Origin of the sequence: Zymomonas mobilis subsp. mobilis ATCC 10988, assembly GCF_000175255.2 — a bacterium.
Lineage (GTDB): Bacteria > Pseudomonadota > Alphaproteobacteria > Sphingomonadales > Sphingomonadaceae > Zymomonas > Zymomonas mobilis.
Genome location: NC_017262.1, coordinates 1,604,182 through 1,621,309 on the forward strand (window position 1 = coordinate 1,604,182; position 17,128 = coordinate 1,621,309).

Consider the following 17,128-nt stretch of genomic DNA (forward strand, 5'->3'; position numbering starts at 1 on the left):
TACGAAAAATTATTTTTCGGTTTTGGTGGTTTTCGTCGTAGTGACGTGAACGCTGGTGGAGTTAGCAACACCATTTTCAACGACCGCATTGTCAACAGCAGCATTGGTGTCCAAGATAGCTTCGTTATCAGCGCCATTGGTGTCGATGACGACACTGCTGTTTTCGGTGGCTGTTTCATTGGCAGGCTTCGAGCAAGCTGACAGACCGATAGAAGCAGCAGCAACGAGTGACAGGGCGATAATCTTCTTCATAATAAGGTTAACCTTTTGAATGTAATGCAAACCTGAAAAAAGCACTATATTGTGTTTATTTTATTTATTCAGCCTGTTTCCTGTAGAAACCTGCATTTTGCTCTTTAGCGAAAACTATAGCTTTCCGCAATGAAAAAGCCTTTATAGGCGATAGGAGAACAAACTGAAATAAAATATACTTACTATATTTTCTTATGAAAGGGGCAACCTTTTTTCAATATTTTAATCCAGCTTAATAAATATTGTAAATGATTTCATGGGTTGCTCAAACTTTAATAAAATAATATTTTTATGATTTAAAATAACAATTTAAAATTATTAAAATGCATAATATTTTTTGTTTATTTTGTTTTTTCTACCCTTTTTAAATATTCAAAAATAATATTTTTAAAATGGATGGTTTTTATTATTTTTATTTAAAGCTGTTTTGTCAGCCATGATTGTCTATTTTGTGGGATGGTACAAAACACTTTTCACCTGACAAGGGAAATATTTTTTAGCGGTTCAAATCTGGGTAAAAAATAATAGGACGCTATAAAAAAAGAGCGCATTTTTTAGAAAAATTAATAACCCTATTTAGATGTAAAATATTTTTGACTATATTCTAGGATAAAGAGAAACGATATTTTAACCCTAAAAATATCAATAAAATAATTTTATACTATTTTATGAATAAAGTAATGATCTGATTCTATCCAAGAATAAACCATATTCATATAAATGAAGAAATATCTATAAATTTTTATTTATCGTCTTCACTAAAAATTTATGGAAAATTTATTTGTTAAAAAGAAGATATATCCTCTTTCTCTTTTAAAAGATTATATGTTGCATAATAACAGGAACAAAGCTGTAAATATGAACGTTAATAGCGTTTATAAAATGAGACCGCGAAGAACATCAACATCTATGCTCTGAAATTAAACAATATCTAATTAAGCAATATCTGTTGCTTGAAGGAATATAAAATCATGAAAAAAATGCTGCTATTCTTTACCTTTTTACTCCCCACTTACTGTTTGGCTGCACCAACAGAAGACATAAATGTAAAAAATAACAGTAATTTTGAAATTAAACTGCCCTCTAATCCGACGACAGGCTTTGGTTGGATGGTAAAAACTATTCCCGACAATGTTATTTTAACAGGGATGAGTTATAAACAGTCGGATAATTGCAATGGTGCCGATGGTTGTGGGGGTGAAGAGACGCTCTTCTTCAAAGCCCTTAAAAAAGGGAAGGGTAATATCATTTTGAAATACGGTCGCCCTTTTGAAAAAATTCCTGCAAAATCGACGATTAAGACCGTATTCGTGAAATAGATATTTTCTGTTCTGAATTATGTTGTCAGATTTTCACCAATCCTCTCTGCTATAATAATCAATCTAGCCTAGAGAGGGGTGATTTCTGTGCTTTGTTCATTCTACGAAAAATGTATTTGATTTTAGCCCTTAAAAAAACCTTCTGATTTAAGGCTTTTTCTGTCCTAAATCAGAATTTTCCGGCGACGGAAGAGATTTCTTTTCTGGATCGGGGGAAATTGTTTTTTCGGTCGGGGCGGTTATCGCTTGCTCCGACTTTTCTTTCATATTTACCGTCTGGCTCGTCTGGCTCGTCTGGCTCGTCTGGCTCGTCTGGCTCGTCTGGCTCGTCTGGCTCGTCTGGCTCGTCTGGCTCGTCTGGCTCGTCTGGCTCGTCTGGCTCGGAGTCGGGGTATCATTGCCCTTTGCCTTGGATTCCAGATCCGCTACGGCATTATCAAGCGCAGGGTCACCCGTCGAAGTCGATGTCGATGAGGTGTCATCTAACCCGCTGCTGCTTAAATCGGCATCGGTGATCGCGGCATTGCTTGATTTATTGCCCGGTGCATCCTGATCCATGATCTGGGCGCGCCGATGCTGCAAGAAAGCTGAGCGAGCAGCCGCATAAGGATCCAGACTGCTTTCGAGGAAAGAATCAGCCCCTGATTCCGCCATTTGGGCGCGCATTTTTACAACGCTGACAACTGCGATGGCATAGGTCGCTGCATTCGGGACAAAATGACATTCACGGACGCAATAGCTAAAGGGATCAGCCCATTGGGCAATACCGGTACCAACGGCATCGCGCATCGTGGTTGGCCCCATGAAGGGTAAAACGAAATAAGGCCCGCCATTCATGCCCCAACGCGCCATGGTTTGACCAAAATCTTCGACTGTCGAAACCACCCCTATTTTTGTAGCGGTATCGCGAATACCACCAATTCCGACCGTTGTGTTAATAGCGAGACGCGCGATGTTTTTCCCTGCCAGATAGGGTTTGCCCTGCAATAGGTTGTTAATGGCGTTAAAAGGCTCTTCAAGATTGGCAAAGATACGGATAATAGCCTTGCGAACCGGCTCCGGCACTTTTTTGTTATAATATTTGGCAACCGGCTGCATCACCAACTTGTCGGCTTTGGAATTGATATTCCAGACTTTGCGGTTGAATTTTTCCAGCGGGTCTGTCTGGGCAAGGGTATCTGTGCCGGGCGTAATGGTACAGCCGCCCAAGAGCGCTAGGGCAGAGAAAGACACAAGGGCGGGTCTAAGAAGAGATTTTGGCGCAGTCATCACGAAGCGGTGCCATAGCAAAAACAATTACACAAGTCGTTGACTTTTATTAGTATCAACGATTATCCTCATAAAGATATCTTTATATCTTGAATTAACCATTGGGTATGACCCATATCCTGTGTTTTCCCGACCGATAGAACAAAAGGAAATCGCTCCTTAGGTTTTAGAGAAAGTGACAGTTTCTATTATTATATTTTCAAAAAGTTAAAAGTAACAAAATGATAACAGGGTAGAAAAGGCCACCAAGATTTATGGATGATTTACTGGCGATTTTTCGTGCTTTAACGGATCCAACGCGCATACGTATATTATTGTTATTGCATGAAATGGAGTTGTCCATAGGCGAAATCGCCCAGATTTTAGGACAAAGCCAACCCCGAGTCTCGCGCCATGTAAAGGTTTTGGTGGATGCTGGTCTTGTGGTGAGACGCAAAGAAGGCAGTTGGGTTTTTTTACATCTTGGGAAAAAAGAACGCCTGCAACCGCTGTTTTCTGCCTTGGACATTTGGGATCAGGAAAAATCATGGCGGAATACCGACCATGCCCGTTTAAAGGCCGTTTTGCTTGATCGTGCGGCCGCTGCCTCCCGTTATTTTGAAGCCCATGCACCGGAATGGGACTCGATTCGTTCGATGCATGTTGCGGAATCCGAAGTCGAGCAGGCTATCTTGTCCATTATTGGCGATAGAAAAATCGGCCGATTAGTCGATATCGGCACGGGCACGGGGCGGATGCTGGAGCTGCTAGGGTCACAAGCGGACAAAATGATCGGTGTTGATCGTAGCCCCGAAATGCTTCGAATCGCCCGCACTAAATTAACCGGTAAAAATTTACCCCAAGCCAGCCTTTGTCAGGGGGATATGTATGCCCTACCTTTAGAAAAGAAATCAGCTGATTGGGTCATTCTGCATCAGGTTTTACATTACGCGCAGCAGCCTGCTTTGGCGATCGAAGAAGCGGCAAGAGTGCTCGATAAAAACGGGCATTTGCTGATTATTGATTTTGCCTCCCACGATAAAGAAGAACTTCGTCTCAACAACGCACATGCCCGTCTTGGCTTTTCGGATGACCAAATCAATGAATGGTTTTTGTCATCAGGCCTCATGACCCAAAAAATCGAGCAGTTAAAGGGCGGTAGTCTGACGGTCAAATTATGGCTGGCAACGCGTTCGGATAGTCTTTCAAGAAAGAGTTAAACATATGGAACGGATACTTAGAGAAAATCCGAATTTTGTCGCAGAACCGTTTCTGGGCGAGAAAGAACCTCATATCTCTTTTGAGTTCTTCCCGCCCAAAAATGAAGAAGCCGACAAGCTGTTGTGGCAATCTGTTGAACGTTTGGCACCGTTGAAACCGCGCTTCATGTCTGTAACCTATGGGGCAGGCGGCTCTACCCGTGAAAGAACACGGGCAACGGTGACTCGAATTGCACGGGAAACGACGATTCCAGCGGTAGCGCATTTGACTTGTGTTAATGCCAGCCGTGATGAAATTGACGATATCGCCCGGGATTATTGGGATGCAGGTATCCGTCATATTGTCGCATTACGGGGCGATCCGCCCGGGGGTGAGCGTTTTCAGGCACGCCCTGATGGTTATGCCAATGCGGTTGAATTGGTCGAAGGTCTGAAACGGATAGCGCCTTTTGAAATTTCGGTTGCCTGTTATCCCGAAACCCATCCGCAAGCATTAAGCCCAGAAGCTGATATCGAGTTTTTGAAACGGAAATTCGATGCCGGAGCGACCAGAGCGATCAGTCAGTTTTTCCTTTCGGCGGATGTTTTCTTGCGCTTCCGTGATCGGGTCGCCGCCGCTGGTATTACGGCTGAAATTTTACCCGGTATTATGCCGACGTCCAATATTAGCGGGTTAAGGCGGATGGCCGATAGCTGTGGTATTGCGATACCCGAAAAACTTGGCCGTTTGATGGAAAGCCTTGATAAAGATGACCCGTCTGTCAAACAGATGGTGTCTATGGCGGTAACCTCCGATTTATGCAGCCAGCTGGCAAGGGAAGGGGTGGATTCTTTCCATTTCTATACCATGAATCGGGCTGAAATTACCTCTGCCCTTTGTCGCCTTTTAGGCAGACAACCTGTGGCCTGAAAATAATGACAGCCGGAACAAGAACGGCTATCTAGCCGATGAAAAGCGGCTGAAAAGGAAAAGCGGTCATGAAAAAGAGCATAGCAGCAGAACGTCTTCGGGAAGAGGCAAGCAAGCGTATCTTGCTGACAGATGGTGCTTTTGGCACAATGATTCAGCGCTATAATCTGGATGAGGCCGCCTATCGGGGCAAGTATGATCTGGGTCACGACCAAAAAGGGAATAATGACCTTTTGGTATTGACCCGTCCCGATGTTATTGATGCCATTACCCGCGCTTATCTGGATGCGGGTTCTGATATGGTTTCGACCAATAGTTTCAACGCCAACAAGATCAGCCAGTCGGATTATAATGCCGAATCTCTGGTCACTGATATGAACCGCCAAGCGGCGGCGATTGCCAGAAAGGCCGCTGATGAATATCAGGCAAAAGATGGTCGCCCCCGCTTTGTTGCCGGCGCTGTTGGCCCCACCAATAAAACGCTTTCATTATCGCCGGATGTCAATGACCCAGGCTATCGTGCGATTGATTTCGATCACCTGAAAGAGGTCTATGCCCATCAAGTATCCGGCCTGATCGAAGGCGGTGCCGATTTTATCCTTATTGAGACTATTTTTGATACCCTGAATGCCAAGGCTGGTATCATGGCCGTACTTGAGGAAAGTCAGCGGTTACAGCGCGAAATCCCGATGATGATTTCGATGACTATCACCGATATGTCAGGACGCAATCTTTCGGGTCATTCTATCGAAGCCTTTTGGTATGCAGTGCGCCATGCCAAGCCATTGACGATTGGCCTCAACTGTTCTTTCGGGGCAGATAAATTGCGGTCGCATGTCAAAACGCTTTCCGCTTTGGCCGATACTTTGTTGATGGCTTATCCGAATGCAGGCTTGCCCAATGATTTAGGGCAATATGACGAAATGCCCGAAACTACGGGGCATTTTATCGAAGAATGGGCGCAATCCGGTATGGTCAATATTGTGGGCGGTTGTTGTGGCTCAACGCCTGAACATATTGCTGCCATGGCCAAAGCTGTGAAGGGCTATCCCCCCAGAAAATCGGCCAAAATGGCACCGGCGATGCGTCTTGCCGGACTCGACCCGATGATTGTTCCGGCCTGATCGGCCTAGACCGTCTTTTCCTGTTTTCTATTCCTGTTTTCTATTTTTCGGATCTTGTAACCGTGACAGAGCTTTCCACTGACAACAATAAAGCCGCTCGTTTTTTCAATATTGGTGAACGCACCAATGTGACCGGTTCTGCCCGTTTTAAAAAGCTGATTTTATCAGGGGATTATGCGACCGCTGTCGAAGTGGCGCGGCAGCAGGTTGAAAATGGCGCGCAGATTATTGACGTCAATATGGACGAAGGTCTGTTAGATGCCAAAGAGGCGATGGTTACTTTCCTTCGGCTGTTCATGGCTGAACCGGATATTGCCCGTTTGCCGATCATGGTCGACAGTTCCCGTTGGGAAGTCATCGAAGCCGGTCTGCAATGCGTTTCCGGCAAACCCATCATCAATTCAATCAGCATGAAAGAAGGGGAAGAACCCTTTTTAGCCCATGCCCGTGTGGCAATGGCCTATGGTGCGGCTGTTGTGGTGATGGCCTTTGATGAAAAAGGGCAGGCCGACAGCCGCGATCGCAAAATTGAAATCTGCAAAAGAGCCTATAACCTTTTAACAGGTATCGGTTTTCCGGCTGAAGATATTATCTTCGATCCCAATATTTTTGCTGTTGCTACCGGTATTGATGAACATCGCCGCTATGCGATCGATTTTATCGAAGCCTGTCGCGAAATTCGGCGAATTTGCCCTCATACCCATATTTCGGGCGGGGTTTCCAACCTGTCCTTCTCCTTCCGAGGCAATGAGCCGGTTCGTCGAGCCATGCACAGCGTTTTTCTCTATCATACGGTGCAAGCCGGTATGGATATGGGGATTGTGAATGCCGGACAGCTTGATGTCTATGACGTGATTGATCCGGTACTTCGCGAGGCCTGCGAAGATGTCATCTGGGATCGCCGCGAAGATGCCACCGAAAGACTGATTACCCTTGCCGAAAATTATCGGCAGGATGGCAGCCAACCGGATAAGAAAACAGAAGAATGGCGCAGTTATGAAGTCCGCAAGCGGCTCGAATATGCGTTGGTTAAAGGCATTGATTCCCATATCATTGAAGATACGGAAGAAGCGCGTTTAGTCAGTGACCGTCCGATTGAGGTCATCGAAGGGCCTTTAATGGATGGCATGAATGTCGTTGGTGATCTGTTCGGTAGCGGGAAAATGTTCCTGCCACAGGTCGTAAAATCTGCCCGCGTCATGAAAAAAGCGGTGGCCTATTTGTTGCCTTATATCGAGGCGGCCAAAGATAAAAATGCCCGTGCCAAAGGGCGCATTATCATGGCGACCGTTAAAGGCGATGTTCATGATATCGGTAAAAATATTGTCGGTGTTGTGCTGCAATGTAACGGTTACGAAGTGATTGACCTTGGCGTTATGGTGCCTTGGGAAAAAATTATTGAAGCGATTAAAGAACATGATGCCGATATTGTCGGCCTTTCCGGTTTGATTACGCCTTCCTTGGATGAAATGGTAACGGCCGCTACCGAGATGGAGCGCGCCGGAATAAAAATTCCTCTGATGATTGGCGGGGCAACGACGTCCAAGGCGCATACGGCATTACGGATTGATCCGGTTTATTCGGGATGTGTTATTCATGTGCTGGATGCGTCCCGTTCGGTCGGGGTCGCTTCTGCCTTGTTATCGGATACCCAGCATGATCAATTCGTGAAGGATACGGCCGAAGCCTATCAAAAAATTCGTGAGGCCAGAAGCGGTAACAAGCAATCGAAATTATTGCCAATCGAACAAGCGCGCAAAAATGCTTTTGTTATTGATCCGGCCTTAAAACCGGCGGCACCGAAACAGCCGGGCATCCATCTGTTTAAAGAATGGGATTTAGCCGAATTACGCGCCTATATTGATTGGACGCCCTTCTTTCGGGCATGGGAATTGGCTGGTAATTTTCCTGCTATTTTGGAAGATGAAATTGTCGGAGAGACAGCTACTTCTCTCTATCAGGATGCGCAGGCCATGCTTGATCAACTGATCGAAGAAAAATGGCTAACGGCACAGGCCATTGTCGGATTATGGCCATGTCGCCGCCGTGGTGATGATATCTTGGTCAATGATAATGGCAAAGAAATCTGCCTTCCGATGTTGCGGCAACAAATGGAAAAACGTGCCGATCGGGCGAATATGTGTCTTGCTGATTTTATCACGGAAGAAGATGACTGGATCGGCGGTTTTGCTTTGACGACTGGCCACGGTATTGAAAGTCATCTGGCGCGTTTCCGTGCTGAAAATGACGATTATCACGATATTTTATTAAAGGCTTTGGCGGATCGCTTTGCTGAGGCCTTGGCTGAAAGGCTCCATCAATATGTCAGAACGACGCTTTGGGGGTATGCCGAGGAAGAAAATTGCGACAATCTCGCCCTGATACAGGAAAAATATAAAGGTATCCGGCCTGCGCCCGGTTATCCGGCCTGTCCCGATCACAGTTTAAAAACGATCCTTTTTGATATGCTGGATGTGACGCGGTCTATCAATGTCACTTTGACAGACAGCTTGGCTATGTGGCCAACGGCGGCTGTTTCGGGATTCTATTTCGGACATCCGCAATCCAGCTATTTCGGCGTTGCCCGTATCGGTGAAGATCAATTGGAAGATTATGCGGTTCGTCGTGGTGTTGAACTCGATATAGCGAGAAGGTGGTTGACACCGAACTTATAAAAATTCAGATTACTTCTTGTAATTTTTATCACTGAACCGATTATAGATATCATCCGAAGAAGGCAATCGGCCGGTATTTTTGCCTTTGTTTTTCTTCGTGATCTTTCGGAATAAAGCATCTTTTGGCTGAAAATGGGGGCTTTCTCGCAAGAAATTCGATCATTTTTGAGTGATCGACTGGGATAATATCATTGCCTCGGCCGGATAAAAACTGAGGAGAGGCGCATGCCTAAAAGGGGGCAGGATAATATTGATATTATGGGCGAAATGATCGCGGGCGGTCATGCACCCAGCTTACCGGCAGGTATGCGTCTTTATGCGATCGGGGATATCCATGGTCGGAAAGACCGCTTTGATATCCTGCTCCGGCAAATCATCGAAGATAACAGTTTGCGCGGCTTGGCTGGACGGGAAGGCACGCATATCGTCCTTCTCGGTGATTATATTGATCGCGGTATGGATTCCAAAGGGATGATTGACTTCTTCCTTCACCCTGAACCTTCGGGATTCCATTGGCATTTTGTCGGCGGTAATCATGAAACCGCTATGATCGAAATTTTCTCGGCTGCCCCGCGGAAAGTCTCACCGGAAAAATTGGCGGATTGGCTTTCCCGTTATGGTGGGCGGGAAACAATGATAAGCTATGGTATTCCAGCAGACGAGATAGATAACGCGGCCGTCCAGCTTAAATCCAAGCATGTAACCTTGGAATTTGCTGATAAATTGCTGATGTCATGGCGTGCCAAGATTCCGCCTGCTCATTTTGAATTTTTATTTGCCTTGCCCGATAGCTTGCAATTCGGTGACTATTTCTTTGCCCATGCTGGTATCAAGCCAGGCATCGCAGTAGAAAAACAGAAAAGCGATGATCTCCGCCGTATCCGAGGCGAATTTTTAAAAGACGAACGCGATCATGGCGTTGTGGTCGTTCATGGCCATAGTATGAGATCAGAACCGGAAATTCGTCCCAACCGTATTGGTATTGATACGGGTGCTTATACTTCTTCGGGGCGGTTGACGGCTGTTGGTCTTGAAGGGCGGTCGCGTTGGCTGTTAGCCTCTGGACAAGCGGGCGTTATCGGGGCAAATTCTTTAAAAGAAGGGCGTTTGCCCTTTATTCTCAAGGCTTTTTGAGGATAGCCTTGCTTTTCCTGCCAAGCGGCAAGAGGAAGATTTTATTCCGGCTGAAAATACGATAAAGGCTAACTTTCTTTTTGGCTCTCACCTGATGGGTAATCTGTGACTCCACTCGACCATATCCGCAATTTTTCGATTATTGCACATATTGATCACGGTAAATCAACATTAGCCGATCGTTTGATTCAGACAACTGGCGGCCTGACCGCTCGTGAAATGTCTGAACAAGTGCTCGATAACATGGATATCGAGAAGGAAAGGGGCATCACGATCAAGGCGCAAACAGTGCGGCTTGATTACACCGCCAAGGATGGGCAAAAATATGTCCTGAATTTGATGGACACGCCCGGCCATGTCGATTTTGCTTATGAGGTCAGTCGTTCTCTTGCCGCCTGTGAAGGGGCTTTGTTGGTGGTGGATGCGTCGCAAGGCGTTGAAGCGCAGACTTTGGCCAATGTCTATCAGTCGATCGAATATGATCACGAAATTGTGCCGGTCATCAATAAAATTGATTTGCCCGCCGCTGAACCTGAAAAGGTAAAGCAGGAAATAGAAGAAATCATCGGCTTGCCTGCTGATGATGCCGTTCTGGCCTCGGCAAAATCCGGTATCGGGATTGATGATATTCTGGAAGCCTTGGTAAAACGGATTCCGGCACCCAAAGGCGATATTAATGCCCCTTTAAAGGCAATGCTGGTTGATAGCTGGTATGATCCTTATCTGGGCGTGGTTATTTTGGTTCGGATCATTGATGGCTCTTTGAAAAAAGGTCAGCAAATCCGCTTTATGCAGGCGGGAACAACCCATCTGATTGATCGGGTTGGCTGTTTCCGTCCTAAAATTGAAATATTGGATAGTCTGGGGCCGGGTGAAATCGGCTTTATCACCGCGCAAATCAAAGAGGTCAGCCAGACCGCCGTTGGTGATACTATCACCGATGCCAAAAATCCGACTTCGACCCCGTTACCGGGCTTTAAGCAAGTCCAACCGGTGGTCTTCTGCGGGCTGTTTCCGGTGGATGCTGCCGATTTCGACAAGTTAAAAGAATCCCTCGGAAAATTGCGGTTGAATGATGCCTCCTTCTCTTTCGAGGCTGAAAATTCGGCGGCTTTGGGTTTTGGTTTTCGTTGTGGTTTTCTGGGCTTGCTTCATCTTGAAATTATTCAAGAACGCTTGTCACGCGAATATGATCTTGATCTTATCACGACCGCACCCTCCGTTGTCTATCATTTGAACATGACCCATGGGGAAGGCTCGATTGACCTTCACAACCCTGCGGATATGCCGGATGTTACCCGCATCGATTCCATTGACGAACCTTGGATTGAAGCGACAATTTACGTTCCCGATCAGTATCTGGGGGCGGTTCTGAAACTGTGTCAGGATCGGCGCGGTATCCAGAAAGATATGACCTATGTCGGCGGACGGGTGCAGCTGCTTTACGAATTGCCGCTGAACGAAGTGGTTTTTGACTTCTATGACCGTTTAAAATCAATCAGCCGTGGCTATGCCAGCTTTGACTATCATCAGATCGGTTATCGTGAGGGTGATCTCGTCAAAATGACGATTATGGTCAATGGCGAAGTGGTGGATGCCCTTTCGATGATTGTGCACCGTCATGCAGCCGAAGGGCGTGGTCGCCAGATGTGCCAACGGATGAAAGATCTTATCCCGCGCCATCTGTTTAAAATCCCGATTCAGGCGGCCATTGGCGGCAAAGTCATTGCCCGTGAAACCATTGGCGCCATGCGAAAAGATGTTACCGCCAAATGTTACGGGGGCGATATCTCTCGTAAAAAGAAACTTCTGGAAAAGCAGAAAGAAGGTAAAAAGCGGATGCGGCAATATGGTAGTGTTGATATCCCGCAAGAAGCCTTTATCGCCGCTTTACGCATGGGTGATGACAGTTAATTCTGTTATGGCCTTTCTCTCTGTTCAAAGTTCAATGCAAGGAATCTAATCTATGACCGATACGCCTCCCGATCATCTTTCTGTTTTTCCTGACAGTGAATGGTTCAATGCCGATGCTTTAAGACGCGGTGTTGGTATCCGTTTCAAAGGACAGGAACGGACGGATGTTGAAGAATATTCCATGTCCGAAGGCTGGGTTCGTGTCGCCGCCGGTCGGAGCCGTGACCGTTTCGGCCGTCCGATGACGATTAAATTAAAAGGCGAAGTCGAAGCCTTCTATCAGGATGCCGGTCAGCAGGCCGAAGCTGACGATAGTCAGGCCTAAGAATAAGGAAAAAGACAACGTTTAAGACGCATTTTGACAAGCGGCTTTTTCTGGCCTGTCATGACGAGGACGCTCTTTTGATTGGGCATCCTATCCGTATAAAATCTATACGGATAACCGCTTGCATTCAGGAGCCATAAGCTGATGTTCGCCGGTTTCCCGCTTGTCGATTTGCGTTCTCAACCTTTTTTTGAAGACAAAAATCGTGCCTTTTGGATGCTGCAATCTGTCGGCTGGACGGGATATTTTGTTTTAAGGGCTTTGGGCGGCCTCGCCAATTCGATGGGGCTGCTCTATATTGTGCCAACGGCACTTGCGACCGTTACCGGCTATTCCATTACCTTATTGATGTCAGTTGCCTATCGTCGATTGATCCATGCCAAACCCTTGGTGACATGGAGCATTTCGATCTTTATTCTGGTTATGGCTTCGGCAATCTTTTCGATGATTGAAGTCTGGGCGCATGCGACCTTTTACCGATCGGTTTCGATGCCCGTCGGTATTGAATTTTTGGGCGCTATCCTGCTTGATTTCGCGCTTCTGATTGCATGGTCGGCGCTTTATTATGGCATCAATTATTATCTGATGCTTGAAAAGCATATGGGGCGGATTCATCGTATCGAGGCACAGGCTTCCGCTGCTCAGCTTGCGATGCTGCGTTACCAGCTTAACCCCCATTTCCTATTTAATACCTTGAATTCCATTTCGACCTTGGTGCTTTTGAAACAGACCAGTCGTGCGAATGCGATGCTTTCCCGATTATCTTCTTTCTTGCGCTATACTTTGGCAAATGAACCCACAGCGATGGTGACGCTGGAACAAGAGGTTGAAACTCTTAAACTCTATCTTGAAATCGAAAAGATGCGGTTTGAAGATCGTCTTCGGCCACATTTCGAGATTGATCCTGCGGTTGCGCATGTGCGCTTGCCGTCTTTATTGCTGCAACCTTTGATCGAAAATGCCATCAAATATGCGGTGACACCTTGTGAAAACGGGGCAGATATTTCGGTAACGGCGCGTTTTGAAAATGGCCATGTCCGAATAGATGTTGTGGATAGCGGCCCCGGTGCGGTCGAAGAAGAAGATTCGCTGGAAGAAATTATTATCGAAGCAGAAGATTCATCCCCCATACAGCCGGATAAGAGCAATACCGCCCTTATACCGCATGAAAATCTGGAACCCGATACCCCAAAGCCGATAGTAAACCCGAAAAAACACACTATGTCAGCTTCAACAGGTGTTGGTCTCCCTAATATTAGGGACAGGCTTTTTCAGACATACGGAACAGATCAAAGCTTTCAGACCTTTAACAGGCCAGAAGGTGGTTTCGCTGTCGTTATAGAAATACCTTACCAGACGGAAGATAAAGCAGTCAGGACGTAATATGGCTATTCGCACCATTATTGTTGATGATGAACCACTTGCCATCCAAGGCTTACAGCTTAGGTTGGAAGAATATCCTGATATTCAGATCATCGAAACATGTCTTAATGGGCGGGAGGCTATTCGGGCGATTAAAACCCACAAACCTGATTTGGTCTTTTTGGATATCCAGATGCCGGGTTTTGACGGTTTTTCGGTGTTGCAAGGCATTATGGAAGTCGAACCGCCTTTGGTTGTCTTTGTAACCGCCTATATCGACCATGCCTTGCGGGCTTTTGAAGCCAATGCGGTCGATTATCTGATGAAGCCGGTTGAAACCGATCGTTTGGCCGATACCTTGGAGCGGGTCAGGGGACGCTTAAAAACACGCCGTGCCGCGGATGAAGCCAAAAGACTGAAAGAAGTCCTTGCCGAAGTCGCCCCTGATGCGGCTGAAAATCTGTCGGAAATCAATAGCTCACCGACTGCCAGCCGTTACGAAAAAATTATCAATATCAAGGATCGGGGACAGATCTTTCGAGTGGATGTCGATACCATCGAACGCATTGATGCCGCCGGTGATTATATGTGCATCAATACCGGCGATAACACGCTGATTCTACGAGAAACAATGAAAGACCTCGAACGTCGCCTTGATCCTCGTCGTTTCCAGCGGGTGCATCGTTCGACCATCGTTAATCTTGATCTGGTGCGACAAGTCCGTCCCCATACTAATGGCGAATGTTTCCTGATTCTCCAATCCGGTGCCGAAGTCAAAGTAAGCCGTAGTTATCGCGAAGTCGTTGCCCGTTTCGTTTACTAGACAGTATCAACGCATATTATTGTCACGCTTTTCAGGCTGTTCAATAGGCTAGCCTTATCTGACAGCTTCGGGCTTAAAGGGCAATTTTTCTGTCTTATTCTTAGAAATAGGCCAAAAATAAAGCGTATCACCTCGGGACAATATCATCCCTTGATTAAGCCGTTTATTTGCGGCTGGAGATAAAACAGACAAAATCATTCTATCAGATTACAATCTGCTTTGATCTTCCCTGTCTTTGCGGTCAGATATCGAATTATGCCTTTGAAAATCGCCTATATCATCAATTCAGTCGAAGGTGGGGGGGCAGCGTTACCTGTGCCTTCTATCGCTGAAACCCTCCAAAAAGGGGGTGCAGAAATCCGTATTTTTGCCCTGACCCGCCGCAATGGAAAGGCTGTAGCCCCTATCCAACAAGCCGGCTTCGATGTGGTCATTCGCGAAGGGGGCGAAAAAGACCATATATCCGCCTATTTCTGGCTTAAAAAGCAGATTGAATCCTGGGGCGCGACCCATATTTGGACTTCGCTCACCCGTGCGACATTATTGGGTCAAATGGTCGGGCAACATTACCATTTACCCGTTATCAGCTGGCAGCATTCCGCCCGTCTTAAAAAGATAAATGCCTTTCTGCTACGTCGTTTTCAGCGTCGATCTGCCTTTTGGATTGGCGATTCTCAACAAGTCACAAAGCTCACCGGAGAGAAACTCAACATTCCGAAAGAAAGGCTTTTCTGCTGGCCGATTTTCCGCGCCAATCCTGAAGCACCGTTAGCCAAGGCATGGCAATCTGGTGAGATATTGCGAATTGGCAGTTTAGGACGGCTTCATCCTTGCAAGGGCTATGATCTTCTGATCGAAACCTTAAAAACAGTAAAGGCCAAGAGTCAGATTCCTTTTACCGTGGATATTGGTGGGGAAGGGCAAGACGAAGCCAAATTATTGGCCATGATTGAAGAGGCTGGTTTACAAGAGACGGTGCGCTTGGTCGGTTATGTTGATAACCCTTCGGCCTTTTTGGCAAAGCTCCATCTTTATGTTCAGCCTTCCTATTGGGAAGGTTTTTGTGTCGCCGTCCATGAAGCGATTCAAGCTGCTTTACCTGTGATTGCTTCTTCAGTTGGGGAAATAGCTCATTCTGTAGAAGATCATAAGAGTGGTTTTCTTGTGCCGCCTGCTGACAAGGCTGCTTTGGAACAGGCTTTTCTTCAGGCCTTAGCGCGGCCTGAAAAACTATCTTCTATGGGCATGGCTGGCCGTCAAAGACTTTTGTCGGTTTTGAATCCTGATCAATTTGAAAAAACAGGTCTTGAGATTCTCGCCGCTTTTACAAAATCTAGCTGAATTGCTGATTTCAGCCGCGTTTGATCTCATCAACGATTTTTAAAATGGCTTGAGCTGCTCTTTTCTCTGACTTTTCGTCAGAAAGATCAAAGCTTTGATTGAACAAGGCTTCTTGCACCGGCTTATAGATATCCATATGGCGCTGACCACTTTTGGCTAAAGCCTGATCAAGATTGTCTATATCAGACAATACATCTCCCGTTTTCCAATGAAGGTAATTAGGATCATTTTGCCATTCGACATTATGGCTGTTCATGAAAAGGCTGGGACGCGGGTAATAGAGGAATTCGTAAATCTGGCTAGAAACATCACCGAGATAAATGTCCGCCGCCATTGTATAGGTCATATCATTGGAAGCCGCGCTTCCAAGATCAATATGGATATTCGGCGCATCCCAGTATTTTTGAGCAATCTTTCCCGGTTTTTTGAGCCGTAACTGATCAATCGTCAGAACAAAAGGGCGATGAAACAGCATGACATGCGGTGCAAAAATCAGATTATAGCGGTCACTTTTATAGAAATAATCCAGAATTTTACGGCCATCCTCATACCATGAAGAAAGATGCGGAGCAGGGTGGGGGTTATATAAGACTGTAGGACGACCATTGGCTTGCATCGGTAAAAGACGCGGCTTTTCGGGTAAAAGACTAAATTTGGGATAGCCAATAATAGAAATTTTATCGGGATTAACCGCAGCGTCTTTGATAAGGCGATCTCTGATTTTGGAGCCTGAGACCAAAACATGGTCGAATAAAGCACTCATCTTATCAAAACCGACGGCTCTGTCGCCTGCGCCATGGCGGGTGTGGATAATTTTTAGATGATCGAGATGGTAGCGGCTTTTGAGAATAAGCGATGTTTTTTCTGAAACAACTAAAATATCCAATGACCGAAAAAAATCGAGATTATCCTTATAGATACCCAATTTTTTAACAGGCAGGAATTTTTCAAATGTATATGCCGCCAGTCTTGTCATCGGGCTGACCGTTTTTAACTCAACAATGTTGATATCCGGTTTATGGAGCTTTTCAGCAAGCCGTCTGATTTCTTTGGTGATGATATCATTGGTTGTTGCAATAACAATATCGAGATTGGGCGCTAGCTCCATAAGAGCTATGGCCGTCGGTAGTGCATGAGCAATTTGATGTGCCTGATCGTGATTAAATAAAAATGCAACTTTAATCGATTCAGAGGCCATGCTTTAAGTCATCCCTAAAAACAGGAGTTCCGCATAAAGATTTTGTTCGGATCATCTAAAAAATTGAATGTTATCAAATCTTTGCTGATCGCGACTGTTTATCCATTTTGCTATTCTTCTTATGTCATTGCTATGTAAAAGAGAAAAAAGCCTATTTTATGACAAAAAGTATAAAATTTTAAAAATATAAATAAATTTATATAATATAAATATATTATGTATTTTTTATATATTTTTAAAATATAGATAATCTATTTTAATTGTTGTTGGCAGAAAATAGATA

At 45.6% G+C, this 17,128-nt stretch carries 14 protein-coding genes; 11 read left to right on the plus strand and 3 right to left on the minus strand.

The window, feature by feature from the left end; genetic code table 11:
* Window positions 1-9: 9 nt before the first annotated feature.
* On the minus strand, window positions 10-252 hold the full coding sequence (locus ZMOB_RS07245) for a hypothetical protein (protein ID WP_014501041.1): 243 nt from the start codon (window positions 250-252) through the stop codon (window positions 10-12).
* Between the two features lie 971 nt (window positions 253-1,223).
* On the opposite strand from ZMOB_RS07245, the gene ZMOB_RS07250 reads away from it, so the two are divergent.
* Window positions 1,224-1,571, plus strand: a complete 348-nt coding sequence (locus ZMOB_RS07250; RefSeq protein ID WP_011241491.1) for a protease inhibitor I42 family protein — start codon at window positions 1,224-1,226, stop codon at window positions 1,569-1,571.
* A 147-nt stretch (window positions 1,572-1,718) separates the two neighbouring features.
* Here the strand turns inward: ZMOB_RS07250 and ZMOB_RS07255 are convergent, their stop codons facing one another.
* Entirely contained in the window at window positions 1,719-2,840 is a 1,122-nt protein-coding gene (locus ZMOB_RS07255; RefSeq protein ID WP_014501042.1) for an MlaA family lipoprotein, read from the minus strand.
* A 254-nt stretch (window positions 2,841-3,094) separates the two neighbouring features.
* On the opposite strand from ZMOB_RS07255, the gene ZMOB_RS07260 reads away from it, so the two are divergent.
* From ZMOB_RS07260 to ZMOB_RS07305, 10 genes are all read left to right on the plus strand, one after another.
* The gene (locus ZMOB_RS07260) at window positions 3,095-4,039 is read left to right on the plus strand and encodes an ArsR/SmtB family transcription factor (RefSeq protein ID WP_011241489.1); all 945 of its coding nucleotides are present in this window, start codon (window positions 3,095-3,097) and stop codon (window positions 4,037-4,039) included.
* A gap of 4 nt (window positions 4,040-4,043) precedes the next feature.
* On the plus strand, window positions 4,044-4,949 hold the full coding sequence (gene metF / locus ZMOB_RS07265) for a methylenetetrahydrofolate reductase [NAD(P)H] (protein WP_011241488.1): 906 nt from the start codon (window positions 4,044-4,046) through the stop codon (window positions 4,947-4,949).
* Window positions 4,950-5,017: 68 nt separating this feature from the next.
* Window positions 5,018-6,073: a homocysteine S-methyltransferase family protein gene (locus tag ZMOB_RS07270; RefSeq protein ID WP_014501043.1), complete on the plus strand. Its 1,056-nt coding sequence runs from the start codon at window positions 5,018-5,020 to the stop codon at window positions 6,071-6,073.
* 62 nt (window positions 6,074-6,135) lie between these two features.
* Window positions 6,136-8,748, plus strand: a complete 2,613-nt coding sequence (gene metH / locus ZMOB_RS07275) for a methionine synthase (RefSeq protein ID WP_014501044.1) — start codon at window positions 6,136-6,138, stop codon at window positions 8,746-8,748.
* A 225-nt stretch (window positions 8,749-8,973) separates the two neighbouring features.
* On the plus strand, window positions 8,974-9,882 hold the full coding sequence (locus ZMOB_RS07280; protein ID WP_014501045.1) for a metallophosphoesterase: 909 nt from the start codon (window positions 8,974-8,976) through the stop codon (window positions 9,880-9,882).
* A gap of 105 nt (window positions 9,883-9,987) precedes the next feature.
* Window positions 9,988-11,796: a translation elongation factor 4 gene (gene lepA, locus ZMOB_RS07285; RefSeq protein ID WP_011241484.1), complete on the plus strand. Its 1,809-nt coding sequence runs from the start codon at window positions 9,988-9,990 to the stop codon at window positions 11,794-11,796.
* Window positions 11,797-11,848: 52 nt separating this feature from the next.
* A complete protein-coding gene (locus ZMOB_RS07290; RefSeq protein ID WP_011241483.1) occupies window positions 11,849-12,121 on the plus strand; it encodes a DUF3297 family protein in 273 nt (90 codons plus the stop codon).
* A gap of 144 nt (window positions 12,122-12,265) precedes the next feature.
* Window positions 12,266-13,504 (plus strand): sensor histidine kinase, encoded by a 1,239-nt coding sequence (locus ZMOB_RS07295; protein ID WP_014501046.1) that lies wholly within the window; start codon window positions 12,266-12,268, stop codon window positions 13,502-13,504.
* 1 nt (window position 13,505) lies between these two features.
* A complete protein-coding gene (locus tag ZMOB_RS07300) occupies window positions 13,506-14,306 on the plus strand; it encodes a LytR/AlgR family response regulator transcription factor (RefSeq protein WP_011241481.1) in 801 nt (266 codons plus the stop codon).
* Between the two features lie 255 nt (window positions 14,307-14,561).
* Complete coding sequence (locus ZMOB_RS07305; protein ID WP_014501047.1) at window positions 14,562-15,647, plus strand: glycosyltransferase; 1,086 nt, start codon at window positions 14,562-14,564, stop codon at window positions 15,645-15,647.
* Window positions 15,648-15,657: 10 nt separating this feature from the next.
* On the opposite strand, the gene ZMOB_RS07310 is transcribed toward ZMOB_RS07305, so the two are convergent.
* Window positions 15,658-16,845 (minus strand): hypothetical protein, encoded by a 1,188-nt coding sequence (locus tag ZMOB_RS07310; protein WP_014501048.1) that lies wholly within the window; start codon window positions 16,843-16,845, stop codon window positions 15,658-15,660.
* Window positions 16,846-17,128: the final 283 nt, after the last annotated feature.